Raw genomic sequence first — 21,796 nt, 5'->3', positions numbered from 1 at the left:
GCTAATCCAAGAAGCATACATAAGTATATGATTCGCGTAGCCGAGTGCAGCCAACACCGTGACAGCGCAAAATATGACGAGTATTTATGATGAGGATTTAGTCCTCATCATTATAAGCTGGCCCTGCATAATTATCGAAGCGCGACCACTGCCCATTAAACGTCAACCGCACCGTACCAATCGGCCCGTTACGCTGTTTACCGAGAATGATTTCCGCAACCCCTTTGAGCTCACTATTATCGTGATAAACCTCATCACGATAGATAAACATGATTAAGTCCGCATCCTGCTCGATAGACCCTGATTCACGTAAATCCGAGTTAACAGGGCGCTTATCGGCACGTTGCTCAAGACTACGGTTTAACTGTGACAACGCCACTACGGGAACATTAAGCTCTTTTGCTAACGCTTTGAGTGAGCGTGAAATTTCAGCAATTTCTAACGTTCGGTTATCAGAAAGAGCAGGAACTCGCATCAATTGAAGGTAGTCAATCATGATCAAACTTAACCCACCATGTTCACGATAAATACGACGCGCACGTGAACGTACCTCTGTGGGAGTCAAACCTGACGAATCATCGATGTACATGTTGCGTTTTTCCATCAAAATGCCCATCGTACTTGAAATTCGCGCCCAATCCTCATCATCAAGTTGCCCAGTACGAATGCGAGTTTGGTCGACACGAGATAGTGACGCCAACATACGCATCATAATTTGGTTGCCGGGCATCTCTAAGCTGAAGATAAGTACCGGTTTTTCTTCTGTCATTGCCGCATTTTCGCACAAGTTCATCGCAAAGGTGGTTTTCCCCATTGACGGACGTGCAGCAACAATAATTAAATCAGAGCCTTGTAAACCTGCTGTTTTTTTATCGAGATCTTGATAACCTGTTGAAACCCCAGTAACGCCGTCGTGCGGTTGTTGGTAAAGTTGCTCAATTTTTTCAACAGTTTCCGACAAAATGGCTTCGATACCCTTTGGCCCTTCATCTTTATTCGCTCTTGACTCGGCTATTTGGAACACTTTGGTTTCGGCTAAATCGAGGAGATCTTCACTGCTACGCCCTTGTGGGTCATAACCTGCATCCGCAATTTCATTGGCGACAGATATCATATCGCGAACAATCGCACGTTCGCGGACGATGTCAGCATAAGCATTAATATTCGCTGCACTTGGCGTATTTTTAGATAGCTCAGCCAAATAAGCAAAGCCACCCACGCTATCCAATTCACCCTGTTGTTCTAGTGATTCCGATAACGTTATAAGGTCAATGGGTTTGCCTTGCTCAAGCAAAAATTGCATTTGTGAGAAAATGGTGCGATGGGGTCGGCTAAAGAAATCAGCGTGAGTCACACGTTCAGAAACGGTATCCCAGCGCTCGTTATCTAACATTAACCCCCCTAAAACAGACTGCTCCGCTTCGAGAGAATGTGGTGGAAGTTTTAACCCTTCCATTTGGTGGTCTCGTGGGGCATCCGTTTTGAAATTTGATGAGGGTTTTTTAGCCATACATTAATATCCAAGTCTATAATTAACGATCTGCGCTTAGTATACGCCAATCTTATTTTTTTGTGGTTTTCTTTGCGTCTTTACGCAAAGTAATCACAGGATAAATACATCACTGAAAGCACAAACCTGTAATTCTTCTGATTGAAACATGGCGTTATGATAAAACGATTGTTATTGTAATTAAAATGAATAGTCCTTATTGGAGATTGTCATGGCAAAACGTATTGAATTCGCGCAACATGGCGGCGCTGATGTACTTAACTTAGTAGATTATTCCCCAGCAAACCCAGCAGATAATGAAATTCAAATAGAAAACCGTGCTATCGGGATTAACTTTATCGACACCTATGTTCGCAGCGGTTTATACCCTGTTGCTAAGCTACCAAGTGGCCTTGGTACAGAGGCGGCAGGTGTTGTTGTGAAAACTGGTGCCCATGTCACAGGTTTCAAGCCCGGTGACCGTGTCGTTTATGCGCAAGGCCCTCTAGGTGCTTATAGCGAAGTCCATAATGTCCCTGAAAGTGCCGTGGCACACCTTCCTGATGGTATTACCTTTGAACAAGCCGCAGCCAGCTCATTAAAAGGCATGACGGTTTATTATTTATTCCATCAGACATATCAACTGAAACGTGACGAAGTCTTTCTGTTCCACGCCGCTGCAGGTGGCGTTGGGTTGATAGCTTGCCAATGGGCAAACGCGCTAGGCGCTAAGATGATAGGCACGGTGGGTTCTGCAGATAAAGCGTTAAGAGCCAAAGATGCCGGAGCATGGGAAGTCATCAATTACCAAACAGAAGACATTGCAGCTCGCGTGAAAGAAATCACTAATGGCGAGAAAGTGAATGTGGCGTATGACTCTGTCGGTCAATCTACATGGATTGCTTCTTTAGACTCGCTCAAGCGTCGCGGCTTAATGGTGAGTTTTGGTAACGCTTCTGGTCCTGTTACCGGTGTAAACTTAGGAATTTTAAACCAAAAAGGCGGATTATACGTCACTCGCCCATCACTTGGTGTCTATGTGACTAACCGTGCTGAGCTAGACCAAGCTAGTAATGCCTTATTTGATATGATTTTAAGCGGAAAAGTGAATGTAGATGTGCCGCAATCACAAATTTTTGCTTTAAAAGATGCACAAAAAGCTCACCTCACTATCGAATCAAGAAAAACCCAAGGTTCGAGTTTATTGGTTCCATAATAAGCGACTCAATATGCAAAAAGCGCCAAATGGCGCTTTTTTCCCCACATGATAGCTATTCGCCACGCGTCACAAACTCGAGAGCTTGCTCAACAACGACTAAGTCAGCCCCTTTTTTATGCGCATTTTCACTTAAATGACGACGCCACTGACGTGCGCCGGGGATACCTTGGAAAATCCCTAACATATGGCGGGTCATATGGCCTAAATAAGCGCCTTTCGATAACTCTTTTTCGATGTAAGGGTACATCGCTCTAACAGCGTCAACACCATTAGTGACAGGAAAGTGCTCACCAAACAATTGGTTATCAACCGCCGTTAAAATAGACGGGTTTTGATAGGCTTCGCGCCCCACCATGACGCCATCTAGGTGTTGAAGATGCTCTTTTGCTTCTTCCAGCGTTTTGACTCCACCATTAATCGCCATGGTCAAATGAGGAAAATCACGTTTTAATTGATAAACTCGCGGGTAATCAAGTGGTGGGATTTCGCGATTTTCTTTTGGGCTAAGGCCGGACAACCATGCTTTACGTGCATGGATAATAAACATTTCACAGCCGCCTTTATCAGAAACAGTTTCAATAAAATCACATAAAAACGCGTAGCTGTCTTGCTCATCAATACCAATACGAGTTTTTACGGTTACAGGAATAGAAACCACGTCTTGCATGGCTTTCACACAATCAGCAACAAGCTGCGCATCTCCCATTAAACAAGCACCAAAACGCCCATTTTGTACGCGATCTGATGGGCAACCTACATTTAGGTTAATTTCATCATAACCACGCTCTTGTGCCAATTTGGCACATTGCGCTAATGCGGCAGGATCGCTACCACCAAGCTGTAACGCAACAGGATGCTCTTCCTCACTAAAAGCAAGATAGTCCCCTTTTCCGTAAATAATCGCCCCTGTTGTGACCATTTCGGTATACAGCAAGGTGTTTTTGCTTAATAAGCGATGAAAATAACGGCAATGGCGATCTGTCCAATCGAGCATAGGGGCAACGGAAAATCGGTTTAGGTTGGTATAGCCTTGTTTTGAGGTATTTTGATGCATGGTGTTCTTGTGTATTAAAATCAAATGGATAGCTCCAAAAGCAAGGAGCCAAGCAAAAACAATAGGCTATTATAACATAGAGCGAACTAAGTGCGATGATGACGAAAACGAGTGGCTGGACTTGGTTAAATTAACGAAATAACCCCCGATATGAGCAATGTCATACCGAGGATTTATAAACCAATTATGTCATTTTAATACTCAGTCACGCACTATTTTTTCGCAGAAAGCAGTGCATAGCTAGTCATTAAGTTACGGTAATCAGGGATATGGTTTGAGAACAACGTTCCTAAACCTTCCACATCATTACGCCAATCACGGTGTAATTCACAAGCAGCACCAAACCAGCTCATCAGTTGAGCCCCTGCTTTTGACATTCTATCCCATGCGGCATCACGTGTTATTGGGTTAAATGTACCTGAGGCATCAGTAATAACAAAAACTTCATAGCCTTCTTCCAGTGCAGATAGTGCAGGAAATGCCACACACACTTCTGTCACAACACCGGCAATGATTAGCTGTTTTTTACCTGTGGCTTTAACCGCTTTGACGAACTCTTCGTTATCCCACGCGTTGATTTGACCTGGACGGGCAATGTAAGGCGCATCTGGAAAGGTTTCTTTTAATTCAGGAACTAATGGGCCATTAGGACCATCTTCAAAAGATGTCGTCAAAATAGTTGGTAAGTTAAAATACTTTGCCAGATCGGCTAGCGCTAACACGCTATTTTTGAATTTGTCCGGATCTTGGTCACGAACTAGCGATAACAAACCCGTTTGATGGTCAACAAGTAATACAGCTGCATTATCTTTATCTAGGCGGTTATATTTAAAGCTCATATCAACGACTCCTCAATGATTAGAAAAGTACTCTATATTGGTTCAGATAAAATAAAAGTGGCATTTAATCTACTTACTGATCCTAAAACACCACTTTTCATCAAAAATATTTCAATAAGATGAATTCACACAATTTGTTATTTGGTTTCAGCACTCATTGTGACAAAATTCCCCATACGAGCGCTGGTAATTGTATAGCTGTCTGCACCGGCTGCTTTAGCTTTAGCTGCAATTTTTGCTTCTGTTGAAGCCAGCGTATCACCTGTTGCAGTGATTGTTGCTGCTGATGCACCAAATGCAACGAAAGATAATACAGAAGCTGTCATCAAAGTTTTTAACATGTTCATAGTCTAATTCCTTCACTTAGTATTCGATGAGACAACCCTTGTTGTCTGCGATGAAGGTATCTTACGGGTAATGACATTTAGGTTAAAGCTAATAATATCGCTCATCTTATTCAGTTAAATTGAATAAGATAAAAAGAAGAGAAATAAGAAAGAGATTCATTGATGGCTAAGTGGCTAAATACATCGATCCAACCATCGATGCTTAGTTAGCTATTTATTAATTCAATCATTTGCTCAGCCAATTCTGGAGTTGCAGCTGATAGCAAGTTCTATATAGAAAAAGAAACTGAGCATAACGGACAGGCTAATGGAATAACGGTGCTAAAATGCCTTATCGACCAGAGATAAGGCACCGATACAACCTAAATTTGTTGAAGAGAAACCTCGCCAAATGTCATAAAGATTAAAGTATGCCCTGCAATTCCACGGTATACCCCTTGTTGGCTATTGAGTTCGCAGGCTAATGCCGTTAATTGCCATGCGTCATATTCTTCAATTTGGCTAATACGGGCGGTTAATAATGTGTTGTCTTTCCGCTCGCCATAAGCTTTCACCGCGATTGCATCTTGCGTTAAAGCGTTGTCGATAGAACTGTTTGCCCAACTCCACATCCAACTACCTTGGCTTTGGTCATATGTACCAACAATTTGCACCGGCGCTGTTGCCATAAGATTATCAGGTGCATGAAATATAATGGTTCCTTCGTCTTGGTTTACTGACCAATCTGCTTCATCTAATTTCCATGTATCACAATGAAATTGGTTTTTGGCCTGTAACGCATTCATGCTACGTTCAATTAATGCCTCATAAGGCATTTGTTCTATTTCATTATCCATTGATTACCCAATATTTTTTAATGCCTTGATAATTAACTGCCAGAATTTATGATGGTCTAATTTAACGGCAACTTGAGTATGGCAATTTTCAGGAGCCGGATGGCGGAAATCAGCCACTGTCATGCCTAACGTGTGCGTTCCGGTCAGTTCAATATTCACTGGGACTTTTTGTGTGGTCATTACGCTAGGGTCAATAACATAAGCAACCGCACAAGGGTCATGTACTGGCGGCGCATCGAAGCCTTGGGCCTGCTTGTACATTTTCCCAAAGAAATCCAGTAGTTCGACGACAAACTGCGAACAATCACTGCCAATCGCAGCAATTTCATTCACTACATCAGGAGTTGCTAACGCTTGATGGGTAAGGTCTAAGCCCACCATGGTTAACGGCCATTTCTCATTGAAAACAATATGAGCCGCTTCTGGGTCAATTTTGATATTAAATTCAGCTACCGCACTCCAATTCCCAACATGATAGCCCCCACCCATCAGCACCACTTCTTTAACTCGCTCGACAATGCGCGGTTCAAGACGAGCAGCAAGCGCAATATTGGTTAATGCGCCAGTAGGCACTAAAGTTACTGTTTTAGGCGGGTGAGACATAATGGTTTCGATAATCAGTGAAACGGCATGTCGCTCATCAAGCTGCAATGTTGGTGTCGGTAGTACAGGCCCATCAAGCCCTGAATCCCCATGAATGTCAGGCGCAACTTCAATTTCCCGAACTAAAGGACGTTCTGAACCTGCGGCAAAGGAAATACCCGTAATTTTCGCCATTTCAGCGATAGCCAGTGCATTATGAGTGACTTTTTCGAGGGTTTGATTGCCGGCAACGGTTGTTACCGCCAATAATTCAATGTCAGGGTTACCGTAAGCCAGTAATAACGCGATAGCGTCATCATGGCCGGGATCACAATCGAGGATTATTTTTTTGCTCATACCTTACCTTATTAAAATTGGAGTCAGAAATGGCACTGACCCCAATTTAACGAGCTAGCAAGGTAAAATCTATGCTTAATATCTGAATATTCAGAAATTTATTTTAAAACATGCGCATAGACTCGTTTTTTCTCACCTTCATTTTTTGAAATATAAACACCTTGTAACTCCGGCGCAAAACCCGGTAATGCATTAATACCAGTTTCTAGTGCCTTGAAATAGCGCAGTACTGGCCCTGACCATACTTCCCCAGGCACAACGCACAATACGCCTGGAGGGTACGGTAATGCCCCTTCAACAGCAATACGGCCTTCTAATTCATCCAATGGCAATAATTCACAGTTACCACGAATAAATTCTAAATGTGCCTGCTGAGGTGCCATTTTCACTTCAGGGAAGTGAGCTTTACGGAACATCTCTTTTTGCAGCTGTTTAATATTGTCATTAACGCTGAGCTGGTGCATTTCTTGGCATAAACGGCGTAATGTATAACCTTGATAATGATCTTGATAACGCAGATAAACAGAAGGCAATACATCCTCTAATAACGCATCTTCATCCAATAACTGTTCGAAGCGGACTAAATGAGATACTAGCAGTTCCAGTTTTTCATGTGTTTCTGCTGGGGTTAATAAAAACAGAATTGAATTTAAGTCACATTTTTCAGGGATCACACCATGTTCACGTAAAAAGTGAGCCAGAATCGTTGCAGGAACACCGAAAGATTCATATTCTCCACTTTCAACATCAATCCCCGGTGTCGTTAACATCAGTTTACAAGGGTCAACAAAGTACTGATCCTGCTCATAACCCTCAAATGCATGCCAGCGTTCTTGCGGTATGAAGTTAAAGAAACGTTGCTCAGCGGCGATCTGCTCTGTTGGGTATTCGTGCCATAACTTGCCATCGACAATTTCAGGGACAAAAGGCTTAAAATAGCGGCAGTGCTGAAATATCGATTTTCTTACCTCAATCCCCACTTTCACACAGTCCATCCACATCATTTTGCCTGCATCACCTTGGTGAATACGTGCATTGACATCCAAAGAAGCAAATAGAGGATAAAATGGGCTGGTAGAGGCGTGCATCATAAAAGCATTATTGAGTTTTTTGTGTGAAACAAAACGCTTTTGCCCCTTGATATGATTATCTTTTTTATGGATTTGTGACGCTTGAGAAAAACCAGCCAGTTGTTTATGAACTGACTGAGTGACCATGATCCCGGGGTCGTTCTCATTTAATTCAAGTAGCAATGGCGAGCACTGGCGCATCATGGGAATAAATTGCTCATACCCCACCCATGCGGAATCAAATAAAATGTAATCACATAAATGACCTATTTTATCAACGACTTGCCTTGCGTTATACACCGTACCGTCATAAGTTCCAAGTTGGATCACCGCTAAGCGAAATGGCCGTTTGGCTTGCGCTTTTTCTGGCATCACTTCTTGGATAAGTCCACGTAAATAACTTTCGCCAAAACAGTGCGCATCAATACCACCAATAAAACCAAAAGGATTACGCGCGGTTTCGAGGTAGACCGGTGTTGCCCCCGCCTGTATCAGCGCCCCATGGTGGTTTGATTTATGATTATTACGATCGAACAAAACTAAATCACCCGGTGTTAACAACGCGTTTAACACTACTTTATTGGATGATGAAGTGCCATTTAGTACAAAATAAGTTTTGTCCGCATTAAACACTTTCGCGGCGAATTTTTGCGCCTCTTTCGCTGCGCCTTCGTGAATCAATAAGTCGCCCATTGCGACATCAGCATTACATAAATCGGTACGGAACAGGTTTTCACCATAAAATTGATAAAATTGCTCCCCTGTCGGGTGACGACGGAAAAATTGGCCGCCTTGGTGCCCTGGGCAGGCAAAAGTGACATTATGACCCGCAGCATAATCCATCATTCGAGCAAAAAATGGCGGTAATAACTGCTCAAGATATTGATTCGCAGCATCGAGTAATTGACGACTATTTTCTTCACGAGCAGCGGGGGCGGGTGCTAATAGCGCCGTCAAATAAGGCGGTAAATTTTCATCGGTTGGCAGCTGTTTATCACTGATGATAAACAGCGGAATACTCAACTGGCTCTCAACGACTCTTTCCCACAGCCCTTGGTTGGCATCTTGTTCAGATAACACGACAGCGGCAATATTGTTTAACTGTGCATCGCGAATATCTATCCACTGAAATTGATTAGTGAAATAGATTGCGACCCCCTGGCTACATGCCACATTGATTTTGTTCATAGCAGTCTGGCTCTTAGTTAGCTGAGGAAAAGAGGCGGACAATATACTTGATAGATCAGGGAATTGAAATGATTAGCATGGTCGGAAAAAATAACCAGATTTAGAAAGTCGAATATATTTTATAAGCCACTGGTTAATAGCATAAAAATTCTATCTCATCACAACCCACGCCCCCATACTTCAGGCCATCATAAAGATAATAAAAAGATAAATTAACCAATTAACCCGATGATCACCACCAATTAATCGGTCAATTTATCCGTAATGGGACGTTAGTTGTTTTTTTCCACATACAAAGTCTGTGATGGGAATGCAAAGTCCGCATCGTGGCGTTTAACTATCTCAATGATCTTCAAATACACCGCTTGCTGCGCCGCTAACCATTCAGCCCAAACTGTTGTTTTGGTAAAACAATACACCATAATGTTTAACGAAGAGTCGGCAAAAGCATCGAAATAAACTAATAAGGTTTGACTGGTATCGATATTCGCATCTTGTTGCAACATTGTGCGGATATCGTCGACAATCGCCCCAATTTTGTCTGAATCTTCGTAACGTAAACCAATTTCAGTTTTGATGCGCCGGTTAGTCATGCGCCCTGGGTTTTCCACACTAATAGAAGAAAAAACCGAGTTGGGAATATAGAGTGGACGGTGGTCAAACGTAATAATTTTGGTGATCCGCCAGCCGATTTCAACTACCGTCCCTTCGATATTTCGATCCGGTGAACTGACCCAATCACCAATGTTGAAGGGCCGATCAAAATAGAGCATTAACCCAGAGAAAAAGTTACTCAAGATATCTTTACCGGCCATACCAATAGCAATACCGCCAATCCCACCAAATGCCATCAAACCAGAAAGGCTCATCCCAAAATGTTCACCAAACAGTAGCACCATAATGACAAATATCGTGGTTTTAAATACGCGGGCGACAATACGTGCCGAAGTGGGATCACTGCCTTTTTTAATCTGTGTTTTTTCTAGTCGGTTCGCTAGCTGGAACAGTTTTCGCATTAAAATCAATGCAATCAATGAGATGGTAATAAAATTAACCAGAGAAGTTGAAATAAAGGTTAAATCAAAATCCGTTGCTGCCATGTCTACATATTGGGCAATAACAATCACCACGCCACACAGCACAAGAGTTTGAACCACATGGATCAAAATACTTTTGCGCTTATGTTTATGTTTACGTCGTTTATGTACAATCTCAAAAGCTAAATAGATTGCGAGAAAAACCGCAATTAAAGTCATGCCAATCGCATATTTTTCAAGTAATGCTTCTATCATTTCTAACCGCCCTAAAATTTACCTGATAGATCTTATTTTTATTTGTTTTACTGTGTACTATTTCTCATTATCTTGTTATTAAGATAACAATTATAAAGATAATTTTCCCAATAATTATCAGTTACTTTTTAGATTATCCAATAATGAATAACAACCTATTTTCCCCAAATGAGAAAGAAATAAATAATGTCCATGCGCTTAGGCCATACCAACAGTATAACTACTTTGTCGGTAAAATTGCTGACTGGGAGCAAGTGTGGAGCCTCGGTGATGGGGAAAACCTCGTTACCGCATGGAATGATGAAAAATGTCTTTTTCTGCCCCTATGGCCTGCCAAAGCGTATGTTGAATTGTGTTTAACGGGTGAATGGGCGAATTTTACGCCAATGCTATTTACCCTTGAACACCTGATGACAGAAATTTTGCCTGATATGCATGAAGCAAATATTAAGGTTGCTTTGATGATGCAACCTGATGGAAAAAAAACATTAGTTTATGATGCGGCGGTGCTTCTCGCCGATTTAGCAGAAGAATGCCAACAATACGAGTAAAAGGCAGCAATGTGCTGCCTTTCTGAGGCAAAAAACTACTTTTCAACACCAGTAGTCACAGTAAATTCACGAGTTTTCCCCGCCTCTAACCAAATCAGTGTTTGGTTATTTTTCGCGGCTAAAAAGCCTTCTGGACGACAAGTGGCAGGCAATACAAATGCGCCAACTTTTTGGTCACCATTGTACAAAATCCAACGAGTTGCATAATTTAGCTGGTTAGATTTAAAACGCGTTACAAACGTATCTCCTGCGGGTGAAATTATCCTAAACTCAGGCGTTGCGGTATATTGGCTAAGATCATCCATAAAAAACACAATTTCAGGGTCACACATTTGTGGCTGATTAAGCTGATTTAATGAGACTTTGCCAGATTTCAACGCTTCATTAAATGCCAGCCATTTTTCAGTTGGCTGTACATGCCCTGGTATTGATTCACGCAATTTAATCGCTTTTTCAGGAATATTTTGTGTTAGCGTTGCATTCTCCACGTAAGCATAATTCATATGGCACATATATTGGAGAGGCATAGGAACCGATGCTAAATTGGTGACTGACATATGAATATCAAATAATGCACTGCCCGCATTTAATTGCACTGACGGTGTCGCACGATAATGGTGACCAAAACCCATCACATACTCATATTCGCCGACAACTTTCAAACTTTCGCCTGTCAGTTCCAGCCAAGCGCTATCCATTGATGCACAAGGCATTTCCCCATGTAATGGGTGAGAATCTTCTGGAGAAGGGCAACCATTGCTGATTAAACCTGAATGGAATGCAAAGCAACCGTAGGTTTCAACTACTGTTGGAACTGATTTTGGCGCTGAAAACATATTTTCCATTTTCAGATTTTGGCCACAAAATTCCGCATCCCAAATCATTTGCCCTAAAAAAGGTAAAATCGTTAAATACCCTTGCTGATTTTCAATTCGTAACCCTTCCACGCCTGTTTGGTAACGAAATGCCGTGGCAGTAAATTGGTCATTTTTTAAAATAAGCGTCGGGTTTTCCGTAAATAAGCTTTTGTGAAGAGGTATCAATGTATTCATTTTCATACTCACGGTTTAATGAGATAAATGGAATTGGGCAGCTTACACTACCCAATTTGAGGAACTATTTCGTGGCTTGTTTCGCTTTAAAGCGGCGTTCACCCACAAAGTAAATACCGACATACACGAAGCACAGCATGGAAACAAGGAATGAAAGTTGTAATGAGTGCAACATGTCTGCGACATAGCCTTGAACCGCAGGGACAACTGCAGCACCGACAATCGCCATCACAATAACCGCCCCGGCCATTTCAGTATGTTCATTATCAACGGTATCCAAAGTGCCTGCATAAATAGTTGCCCAGCAAGGTCCAAACAGAATACTGACCATCACCGCTGCATAGACCGCTGTAAAACTCGGAATAAATGCAACATAAATTAGGAACAGCGCACCAATCACCGAGTAGATAATTAAGACTTTTTCTGCATTAAAGCGGGTCATTAAAATATTGGCAACAAACTTACCAATAAAGAAACAAGCGAAGCTATACACCATGAAATTCGAGGCATCACGTTCGTTAATATCCCCCATTTCTAATGCGAGACGAATAGTAAATGACCATACTGCCACTTGCATTCCGACATATAAAAACTGGGCAATAATTCCTTTTCTAAAGCGACTATTTTTCGCTAAATATTTTAAGGTTTCTAATGCAGTAGGACGCTTATGATCTTGCGTTTCTGCCACTTTACATTTAGGAAACTTAGTAATAAGGAATAAGACCATTACCACAACCAATACCATAATCATATAACGATAAGGTTCTAGGGTATTTTCCAACATGGCTAAACGGAATTCATGGATTTGCTCCGCATTCATTCCCGCCATTTGGTTTTGTAAGCTATCCCCTTCGGAAAATACCAGATACTTGCCCAGTAAGATCCCGCCTGCGGCACCAATTGGGTAGAAGGTTTGGCTAATATTTAAACGCAATGTGGCGTATTGTTTAGGACCTATCATTGAACTATAGGTATTCGCGGCGGTTTCGAGAAAGCTTAAACCTATCGCAATGGCGAAAATAGCCGCCAAGAACATGGTATAGGTCGCCATATGAGATGCAGGGAAGAACATACTGCAACCCGCGATATACAGGATCAGCCCCACCATAATGGCATATTTATAACTGGTTTTTTTGATCACTAACGACGCCGGAATGGCGATTAAGAAATAACCACCATAGAATGCGCTTTGTACTAAAGCCGAGGCGAAGTTACTGAGTTCAAAGACACTTTTAAACTGTGTGATTAAAATATCATTTAATGCTGCGGCACATCCCCATAATGGGAACAGGCACGATAGTAGGATAAATTGGAATAGAGGTGTCTTACTCAGGTAGCCATCCGGTAACTGAGTGATGTTCTTAATGTTCATAGTAACCCTTATATTTTTATAATTTATACCCGATGAGTGGCTATGTGGCTCTGATGACCACTTAATTATTCAAAGGGTATATAGCTACGTTGGACTATTATTATTTAGCTATTCATTAGCGGTGTTGATTTGCACAAATTCATTAAATTGTTCAACACTTGGATAAGAAGATTGAGTTCCTTTCCCTGTCACACTGAAAGCCGAAAACAGAACGGCTTTTTTCAGTGCTTCTTCAATATTCCCCGTATGGACATAGTAATGCGAGAAGCAGCCGATAAAGGCATCCCCTGCACCACTGGTGTCAATCGCATTCACTTTAATTGCGGGTATATGTAACTCGCTGTCGCGAGTCATCCATAACGCCCCTTTTTCCCCTAATGTTACGATGACGTTTTTTAACCCTTTATCCAATAAAGACTGCGCAGCACGACGAATGTTATCCATCGTGTCGACTGGCATATTGGTTAAAATTTCAAGTTCCGTTTCATTAGGGACAAAGAAATCACATCGGCAGGCAAAATCGAGATCGAGCGTACGTTGTGCAGGGGCTGGGTTCAGTAACACTGGGATCCCATGTTTATTGCCAAATGAAATCGCGTGATAAACCGTTTCAAGCTGGACTTCTAATTGCAGAACGATCAACTTACATTTTTTCAGATCTTCCGCTGCACGATCGATATCTTCAGGTGATAAAAATTTATTCGCCCCTTTGACGATCAAAATACTGTTTGATGAATTTTGATTAACAAAAATAGGTGCGACGCCACTTGAGGTACAAGGCACTTTTTCCACATAACGAGTGTTAATACCGTAAGACTCCAAGTTACGGATCGTATTATCCGCAAAAATGTCATCCCCCACTTTGGTTAACATGATCACTTTTGAATTCAACTTAGCAGCAGCAACCGCTTGGTTCGCACCTTTACCACCGCAACCAATTTTGAAAGCTGGCGCTTCTAAAGTTTCGCCTTCTTTTGGCATTTGATCGATGTAAGTGATCAAATCAACCATGTTTGAACCAATAACTGCTATATCCATAATGTCCCTCGTGTTAAATAAATCACATAATGATATGATAGTAACATTATCATGTTGCAAAAATATCATTTGTGATTAGGATCTCGAATAACGAATGATCAAGTGTTATATCTACCACATTTCCTCATTCTTTGTTGTCTATCCCACATTTATATAGGAAAGTTGAAAATGCAAGACTTAGCAAAATATATTGATCACACTTTACTTGCTGCTAATGCCACTGTTAGTGATATTAAAACATTATGTGCCGAAGCGGCAGAACACCATTTTGCATCAGTGTGCGTAAACACAGGTTATGTTCCTTTAGCCAGCGAGCTTTTAAAAAACAGCGACGTTAAAGTTTGCTGTGTGGTAGGCTTTCCATTAGGCGCTTGCTTAACGGAAGCGAAAGCGTTTGAAGCAGCAGAAGCCGTGCGTCGTGGTGCTGATGAAGTGGATATGGTTATCAACATTGGCATGCTCAAAAGTGGCGACTTAGACTTTGTTCGCAAAGACATTGAAGCGGTATTTGCTGCCTGTGGTAAAGCAACATTAAAAGTTATTTTAGAAAATTGCCTGTTAACTGATGAAGAAATTACTCAAGTTTGTGAAATTTGCCGCACAATTAAAGTCGGTTTTGTGAAAACTTCAACAGGTTTCAGTACAATGGGCGCAACAGAACACCACGTGGCACTGATGCGTAAAGTGGTTGGCGATGAAGTCGGTGTAAAAGCCTCCGGTGGTGTGCGTGACCGTGAAACCGCAATTAAAATGATTGAAGCGGGTGCAAACCGTGTCGGTGCAAGTGCAAGCGTTGCCATTGTCACAGGCAATAACACCAAACCAAGTGACTATTAAGTGATGGGGCGCGGTCTAACCGCGCCAATTTTGTGTATTGAAAAAGGATTGTAGGGTGATAGAAACTAAACAAAAAGAACGCCTTCGCCGTTTAAGTGAATGTTTAAAACGCTCAGGACGCATTCATCTTAAAGAAGCTGCTAGAATACTCGAAGTTTCAGAGATGACTATTCGTCGAGACCTGAGCGCAGATACAGAAGGCCCAATTCCGATGTCACTGCTTGGTGGCTACATAGTTTCTGTTACCCAACCTGCTAATTTACTGACCCAAGAAGCACAAGCCGACATTTTCACCCCCGATCAAACGGAAGAATTATATATCCCGAACCTTGCCGCTAGCATGGTGACCGAAGATGATGTGATCTTCTTTGATAATGGCATTGAAATGGCCACCTTGATTTCACTCATCCCAGAAGAAATTAATTTCACCGGTATTTGTTACTCACATAACGTTTTCCTCGCCCTTAGCCAGAAAAAAAATGCCACTGCGCTATTATGTGGCGGGGAATATCGCCCTAAAAGTGATTCTTTTTACAACCCATCACTCCCCTCATTACTTGATTCAATCAACCCGAAAAAAGCCTTTATTTCAGCAGCTGGTGTGCATGGGAATTTTGGCGTAACTTGCTATAATCTCGATGATTTACCCATGAAGAAAAAAGCGATGGAAAAATCTATCCGTAAGATTTTACTCGCCCCTTATAACCTGTTTGATGAAGTCGCGACCGCCAATATGGGGGAATTATCACAATTTGATGTGATAGTCACAAATAGGCAACTTTCTGATGAATATGAGACATATTGTCGTAATGGCTTTGTGAAAGTAATTTATTAAAATCATCAATAGATTAAGCGGACAATATCTTGCCCGCTTACATTAGATCTTCACTGTCAAATAGTCTTCTGCGATTTCGCTCGCGGGGAACACAGCTTGGCATTCCGCGAGTAACTTTGGGATATCCTCACTCGTATAACGACCACTCAAGTGAGTGGCAATAAACCGTTTAACCCCTGCCGCACGAGCTAGCTCAGCCGCCTGTACCGTAGTCGAGTGCCCTCTTTCATTGGCTTTTTGTGCAAACTCCGCTTCTAGGGTCGTTTCATGGATCATCACATCGGCATTTCTCGCAAGTTCCAGCGCTCGCTCTGTCGGTTGCGTATCGCCAAAAATCGCAATAATCTTTCCGGGGATCGGTTCACCGAGGTAATCAGCTCCATTCACTGTTCGTCCATCATCAAGAACTATCGTTTCCCCCGCTTTAAGCGCTTGCATCCAAGGGCCACGAGGAATATTGTCATTAGCTAATTTCACTGCATCTAATGCGCCACGTTTCGGATGTTCTTCAATACGATAACCATAACACTCAACACGATGGTCAAGGGCATAGGCCGTCACAATCAGTTCTCCATCGTCAAATAATTGGCCAGCTTCGATTTCCACTATCTCCAGTGGATATGTCATATAAGACACGCTCACGGTGAGTACCGTTTCAATAACCTGTTTTAACCCTTTCGGTCCATAAACAATCAATGGGTCTGTTGCTCCCCCCATTGAGCGGCTGCATAACAACCCGGGTAAACCAAAAATATGGTCTCCATGCAAATGAGTAATAAAAATTTTTTCAATTTTTGGTGTTTTAAATGGGCTATTTAAAATGCGATGCTGTGTCCCTTCACCACAATCAAATAACCAGTAGCTTTTACGGATACCGACTAAATTTAATATCATACTGGTGACATTACGCTCTTTTGTCGGCACGCCAGCACTAGTTCCTAGAAATGTTAATTCCATAATACCTCATCTAATCTTTTGTTTTTATTATGGTAAGATTTTTTCCAATTGAAAATTTCTTTATTTTATTCGTCTATTATTCAATATGTTCCAATTATAAATAAAAATCGGCTATTCCTAATTTCTTCCAATATACAAATCCCTTTTCTGTATTAGTCCAATTAATTCCCAAGTGTTTTTTACACCGCATATTCCACAATACTAAAAGTGAATATCTAATCTAGGAATATATTTAATGCTTTGCTCTAAAAAGAAATTTCCGGCACCTTTGGCCTTATTGGTGGCGACCGGCTCATTAGCTATTATGTCAACATTGCCCAGCGATGCAAAAATGCTAACACCGGATGAACTCCCGCTTTTAGGGAGTCCTATCCCAAAACTAGAAAGTAACGATGGTGAACGTAACTTAGCGCAATACAGTAAAACAGCCGCAACATGGCTTGTAGAACAAAAAAATAGCCATGAAATCTCACAAATGGCGCAAAGTTATCTCAGTAATCAAGCAGCTAACGCCGCAATAGAGGAAATTACTCATTGGCTCTCAAAAGCGGGTAATGTGAAAGTCAGCCTGAATTTTGATAAGCAACTATCGCTTAAAAACAGTCATTTTGATTGGCTCATCCCTTGGTATCAACAAGCTAATATGTTGTTATTTACCCAGCACAGTATTCACAATACATATGGCCGGTTGCAAAGCAATAATGGGATTGGTTTGCGTCATTTCAACGAGCAGAGCACCGTGGGTGTCAATGCATTCTTTGATCATGACCTTTCACATTATCATTCCCGGTTAGGCGTTGGGGCTGAATACTGGCAAGATTACTTAAAACTCAGCGCGAATACCTATTTTCCCGTTTCGTCATGGCGCAGCTCATCTGAGCTAACTCGCGCTTATGATGCGCGTCCTGCTCGTGGGTGGGATGTACAAGCACAAGGATGGCTACCGGATTACCCGCAACTGGGAGGTAGCCTTAAGTTTGAACAGTATGTCGGCCATAATGTGGCTTTAATGGGGAAAAATAAACTTCAAGAAGACCCTGCTGCCGCGACTATCGGTATGAATTGGACCCCTTTCACTCTTGTCACCTTTAGCGCCGATCACAAAATAAGTAGCGGATTACAAGATACCAGTGCCAAAGTGCAATTTAACTGGGTATTTGATAAGAATTTTATTGAGCAAATTGACCCTGCTAAAGTCGGTGAATCACGACGTGTTTCGGGTAACCGCCTTGATTTCGTCAATCGCAATAACAATATTGTTCTTGATTATCAAAAGAAAACTGAAATTCAATTGAAGCTCGTGGCAAAAATTCAAGGTAAAGCTGGACAAGAGCTACCGCTCGTACAATCGATGATAACCCAACACCCACTGAAAAAAATTGTCTGGAATGCACCTGAATTACTCGCTGCCGGTGGTGTTATTAGCTCATCGGGTCAAAATGCTACCGTAAAATTACCCACTTATAAAACGGCATCAACACCTTCAGAACGTGAGAAATTGAATCGTTATCGCTTAAGTGGTATTGCCTATGATATTCACGGTAATGCATCACCGACAAGTGAAACACTGATTGATGTGACCAGCACGAATACTGCAACGACTAGCCAAGCAAAAATACAAAGTTTGAGAGTCGTTCAAACAGCAGCATTGGCTGATGGTAAAACAGCCAATATGGTTTCAGCCTATATCACTGACTCAAAGGGTAACCCCATATCAGGAGAAACAGTCAATTTTAGTGCGACTCGTGGAAAAATTAGCGCTCAAGGGGTGACAAATCAAAAAGGAATTATTGAGATGCCACTCACCAGTATGACAAGTGGTATCAGTGAGATTACCGCTACCGTAAATGGCCACAGTGAAACCGTTGCTGTCTATTTTATTAGTGGAAGCTTGAAAAAAATTGAGATCTTAAATACTCAATCGACCTATGCAGGTAAAGAGACAGCTATTGTACTCAAGCTAATCGATGAAAATAACAATCCAGTTTCTGGCGCTGATGGGATCATCATGGTCAATATTGGCAATAAACAAGTTCCTGTCGAGATTGAAGAGAGTTCGGTTAATTTAGGTGAGTATAGCGGGTTACTTGCAGGCCAAATGTCCGGGGATTACACCATTAGCGCTTCTTTACATGGAAAAACGTCACCTCAGCATACGTTCACGGTGAATCCACCACTGACAATTAATGCGATTAACTCTGATGGCAGCGGCCCTCATGGCCAACTTGGCGTTATTGATAAAGTCGAAATCACAACAAGTACCACGAATAACGTGAAAATAGGCGATGACGTACTTATCACAGTCACACTCAGCGATGCCTTTGGTAACACACTTGAGGGGATAAACCCTAAAAATATCGACCTTGGTCGCTATAACACTAATATCCTTGGCTGGTATGAAGACAGTGATGGAGATTATTCTACCTACTTAACATTACCGGCCACTGGTAACCTTGACATTATAGCTTCAATCAATGGGTATCCAAGCCAGACAATAACTATTTTAGTCACGCCTTAAACACGTCCTTTAGCGTACTCCCTCCGGCTCGGAGGGAGTCTAAAAAAATAGGATTCATCAAGCAATAAACCTACCATTCCAAAAATGTCCACAGTAAAAATTTCGCTTCCTTTTAAGTCCAATAAATTCACAAGCACATCTTGCTATCAGCCCTGACAATTGTAACGTTAATATTGATATCAGGAATATGTCCGATGAATGCCCCTTCGTCAAAATTGAAACCCAAGCTACCGAACCGTTTGGTACTCTCTACGGCTATGTGCTCAATAGCTATTGTGCCTGTCGCACCAAGTTATGCCCAAATCCCTCATTTGGACGATTTGCCGACACTCGGTAGTCATGCCATTCAATTTGAAGAAAGCCAACCAGAAGATACTACTGAACGTTTTTTAGCAGAATATGGGCAAAATGCCGCAAATTTTGCTGCTACAGAAAAAAACAGCAAAAATTTGGCAGAGATGGCGCAAGACTATGCACGCCATAAAGCCGCAAATATCGCGACTGATGAAATAACACATTGGTTATCGAAAGCAGGTAATGCTAGATTCAATCTTAACCTTGATAAAAAATTATCAATTAAAAATACCCAATTAGATTGGTTAATACCTTGGTATGACCAACCAGATTTATTGCTATTTTCTCAGCACAGCATTCATCGCACTGATGGTCGGTTACAAACCAATACAGGTATTGGATTACGTCATTTCCAGCAAAATAGCATGGTCGGGGTGAATGCTTTTTTTGATCATGATTTATCCCATTACCATTCACGATTAGGGTTTGGTGTAGAATATGCACAAGATTACGCCAGAATGAGTGTGAACAGCTATTTGGGGCTATCGACTTGGCGAAGTGCATCCGAATTAGCTTATGATTATAACGCGCGCCCTGCTAACGGCTGGGATATTCAATTTGAAGGCTGGTTGCCCACTTATTCTAATTTAGGGGCGAGCCTAAAATTGGAGCAATATTATGGCGATGACGTGGCTTTATTTGGTAAAAATGAGCGCCAGAAAGACCCTATGGCGGCGACTGTCGGCATCAATTGGTCTCCATTCCCCCTCCTCGCGCTAAATGCAGAACATAAAATGGGCAGTAGTGGCGCAAATGAAACAAGTGCAAAAATTGCATTCAATTGGTTGTTAGGGAAAAGCTTAGCGCAACATCTTGATGCTTCAGCGATAGAAGCTACCCGCCATATTCCTAGCAACCGCTATGATTTCGTTAATCGTAATAACAATATTGTGTTGGAGTACCAAAAGAAAACCTTAATTTCATTATCATTACCGAAAGTTATTCAAGGAATAACAGGAGAAGAGCTCTCTATTATCCGCAACTTAACCACTAAATACCCTTTAGACAAAGTTGTTATAGAAGCGCCTGAATTGGTTGCAGCAGGAGGAGAAATCCACCTTAATGGCATAGAAAGTTCAGTCAAACTACCGTCATATAAAATTGCCAACGACACCATTAAAAATCAACAACTCAACCTTTACCGTTTAACCGTGACGGCTTATGACACCAACGGAAATGTTTCCCCGCAAGCGGAAACGTTAATTGAAGTGACTAACACAGGCACTCTCACCATCAGCCATGCAAATACCGCCAAAAGAAACAATGCCGTTGCTGATGGTAAAGATGCAAATACATTCGCCGTAGTAATTAAAGATGCTCTTGGCCACCCTGTACCCAATGCGAAAGTAAACTTTATATTACCTGCAGGTCTTAAATCTATTGATCAAAAAAATACAGGATACGATTCCCTACTAAATCACTTTATGTGGAAAGCCCAAGCGGCGAAATCCGTTTCTGAACAGCCGTATAGCATCGTTACCAATAGTAAAGGTGAAGCTTCTATTCAGTTCACCTCTTTTATATCAGGAAGTTATGCAATAAAAGCAAAGACTGAGCATGGTACAGAAATAAATGAGATGTATAACTTTAAACCTGATATTAACCAATCATTTATTGGTAGCATTGATATCATTCAAAACAATGTAATGGCAGACGGGATCAGTAAAAACAAAATTAAACTGCATATTGTGAATAACAGCCGACAAAGCATTGCTGGCGCGCTTGTTCATTTTGAAGCGCCAAATGGCATTATCTCACCAGCTAAGCTGACTGATGAACATGGCAATACGGAATTAGAAGTTAGTAGCTTAGTTGAAGGTTCTATAGATATCATTGCAACCCTAAATGGCGATAGTAGAACAATACAAGTTAACTTTCAAAGGAATGGATCTGCGATCAATATTCAGCCAAGCACAGGAACTCTTTTCAAATCCCCAGTAAATGAGCAAAACAGTCCTACACGCACGCCGTTAAGTTTGCTAAGGCAGTTATTTCAAAAAATAGGATAA

General features: G+C 41.7%; 18 protein-coding genes. 6 read left to right on the top strand and 12 right to left on the bottom strand.

Translation table 11 applies throughout. From position 1 onward, the window contains the following. Window positions 1–97: 97 nt before the first annotated feature. Window positions 98–1,510, bottom strand: a complete 1,413-nt coding sequence (gene dnaB / locus P3L37_RS02300) for a replicative DNA helicase (RefSeq protein ID WP_004260904.1) — start codon at window positions 1,508–1,510, stop codon at window positions 98–100. 211 nt (window positions 1,511–1,721) lie between these two features. Between dnaB and P3L37_RS02295 the strand changes: the two genes are divergently transcribed. Further along, the gene (locus P3L37_RS02295; RefSeq protein WP_110731425.1) at window positions 1,722–2,705 is read left to right on the top strand and encodes a quinone oxidoreductase; all 984 of its coding nucleotides are present in this window, start codon (window positions 1,722–1,724) and stop codon (window positions 2,703–2,705) included. Window positions 2,706–2,760: 55 nt separating this feature from the next. On the opposite strand, the gene dusA is transcribed toward P3L37_RS02295, so the two are convergent. From dusA to P3L37_RS02260, 7 genes are all read right to left on the bottom strand, one after another. Next, window positions 2,761–3,762, bottom strand: a complete 1,002-nt coding sequence (gene dusA, locus P3L37_RS02290) for a tRNA dihydrouridine(20/20a) synthase DusA (RefSeq protein ID WP_109912593.1) — start codon at window positions 3,760–3,762, stop codon at window positions 2,761–2,763. A gap of 212 nt (window positions 3,763–3,974) precedes the next feature. After that, window positions 3,975–4,601, bottom strand: coding sequence for an isochorismate family cysteine hydrolase YcaC (gene ycaC, locus P3L37_RS02285; RefSeq protein ID WP_004914979.1), 627 nt, complete (start codon window positions 4,599–4,601; stop codon window positions 3,975–3,977). 137 nt (window positions 4,602–4,738) lie between these two features. Continuing rightward, window positions 4,739–4,948 carry a YdgH/BhsA/McbA-like domain containing protein gene (locus P3L37_RS02280; protein ID WP_109912594.1) on the bottom strand — a complete coding sequence of 70 codons (210 nt, stop codon included), beginning with the start codon at window positions 4,946–4,948 and terminating at the stop codon, window positions 4,739–4,741. Between the two features lie 362 nt (window positions 4,949–5,310). Beyond that, window positions 5,311–5,784, bottom strand: coding sequence for a DUF6882 domain-containing protein (locus tag P3L37_RS02275; protein WP_004914988.1), 474 nt, complete (start codon window positions 5,782–5,784; stop codon window positions 5,311–5,313). 3 nt (window positions 5,785–5,787) lie between these two features. Then, window positions 5,788–6,723 carry a nucleoside hydrolase gene (locus P3L37_RS02270; RefSeq protein ID WP_109912595.1) on the bottom strand — a complete coding sequence of 312 codons (936 nt, stop codon included), beginning with the start codon at window positions 6,721–6,723 and terminating at the stop codon, window positions 5,788–5,790. 98 nt (window positions 6,724–6,821) lie between these two features. Continuing rightward, on the bottom strand, window positions 6,822–8,981 hold the full coding sequence (locus tag P3L37_RS02265) for an ornithine decarboxylase (protein WP_110731426.1): 2,160 nt from the start codon (window positions 8,979–8,981) through the stop codon (window positions 6,822–6,824). 272 nt (window positions 8,982–9,253) lie between these two features. Beyond that, entirely contained in the window at window positions 9,254–10,273 is a 1,020-nt protein-coding gene (locus tag P3L37_RS02260) for a mechanosensitive ion channel family protein (protein WP_109912597.1), read from the bottom strand. Window positions 10,274–10,416: 143 nt separating this feature from the next. Between P3L37_RS02260 and P3L37_RS02255 the strand changes: the two genes are divergently transcribed. Further along, window positions 10,417–10,824: a DUF2750 domain-containing protein gene (locus tag P3L37_RS02255; RefSeq protein WP_004915000.1), complete on the top strand. Its 408-nt coding sequence runs from the start codon at window positions 10,417–10,419 to the stop codon at window positions 10,822–10,824. A gap of 35 nt (window positions 10,825–10,859) precedes the next feature. On the opposite strand, the gene P3L37_RS02250 is transcribed toward P3L37_RS02255, so the two are convergent. The 3 genes from P3L37_RS02250 to rbsK all read right to left on the bottom strand — a co-directional run bounded on the left by P3L37_RS02250 (window position 10,860) and on the right by rbsK (window position 14,286). Continuing rightward, complete coding sequence (locus tag P3L37_RS02250; protein ID WP_272667551.1) at window positions 10,860–11,876, bottom strand: aldose 1-epimerase family protein; 1,017 nt, start codon at window positions 11,874–11,876, stop codon at window positions 10,860–10,862. 64 nt (window positions 11,877–11,940) lie between these two features. After that, the gene (gene fucP / locus P3L37_RS02245; RefSeq protein ID WP_110731428.1) at window positions 11,941–13,248 is read right to left on the bottom strand and encodes an L-fucose:H+ symporter permease; all 1,308 of its coding nucleotides are present in this window, start codon (window positions 13,246–13,248) and stop codon (window positions 11,941–11,943) included. A gap of 108 nt (window positions 13,249–13,356) precedes the next feature. Beyond that, entirely contained in the window at window positions 13,357–14,286 is a 930-nt protein-coding gene (gene rbsK / locus P3L37_RS02240) for a ribokinase (protein WP_004915011.1), read from the bottom strand. A 168-nt stretch (window positions 14,287–14,454) separates the two neighbouring features. On the opposite strand from rbsK, the gene deoC reads away from it, so the two are divergent. Together deoC and deoR are read left to right on the top strand one after the other, a co-directional pair. Then, window positions 14,455–15,123 (top strand): deoxyribose-phosphate aldolase, encoded by a 669-nt coding sequence (deoC, locus tag P3L37_RS02235; protein ID WP_109912599.1) that lies wholly within the window; start codon window positions 14,455–14,457, stop codon window positions 15,121–15,123. A gap of 55 nt (window positions 15,124–15,178) precedes the next feature. Then, window positions 15,179–15,958 carry a DNA-binding transcriptional repressor DeoR gene (gene deoR / locus P3L37_RS02230; RefSeq protein WP_004915016.1) on the top strand — a complete coding sequence of 260 codons (780 nt, stop codon included), beginning with the start codon at window positions 15,179–15,181 and terminating at the stop codon, window positions 15,956–15,958. A gap of 42 nt (window positions 15,959–16,000) precedes the next feature. Here the strand turns inward: deoR and rnz are convergent, their stop codons facing one another. Then, on the bottom strand, window positions 16,001–16,915 hold the full coding sequence (rnz, locus tag P3L37_RS02225) for a ribonuclease Z (RefSeq protein WP_110731429.1): 915 nt from the start codon (window positions 16,913–16,915) through the stop codon (window positions 16,001–16,003). A 235-nt stretch (window positions 16,916–17,150) separates the two neighbouring features. On the opposite strand from rnz, the gene P3L37_RS02220 reads away from it, so the two are divergent. Together P3L37_RS02220 and P3L37_RS02215 are read left to right on the top strand one after the other, a co-directional pair. After that, window positions 17,151–19,433, top strand: a complete 2,283-nt coding sequence (locus tag P3L37_RS02220; protein ID WP_109912601.1) for an inverse autotransporter beta domain-containing protein — start codon at window positions 17,151–17,153, stop codon at window positions 19,431–19,433. 194 nt (window positions 19,434–19,627) lie between these two features. Beyond that, complete coding sequence (locus P3L37_RS02215; RefSeq protein WP_109912602.1) at window positions 19,628–21,796, top strand: inverse autotransporter beta domain-containing protein; 2,169 nt, start codon at window positions 19,628–19,630, stop codon at window positions 21,794–21,796.

The sequence above is a fragment of the Providencia sp. PROV114 genome (genome assembly GCF_032704305.1).
GTDB lineage: Bacteria > Pseudomonadota > Gammaproteobacteria > Enterobacterales > Enterobacteriaceae > Providencia > Providencia rettgeri.
This window is presented reverse-complemented; position numbering and strand designations above follow the sequence as displayed.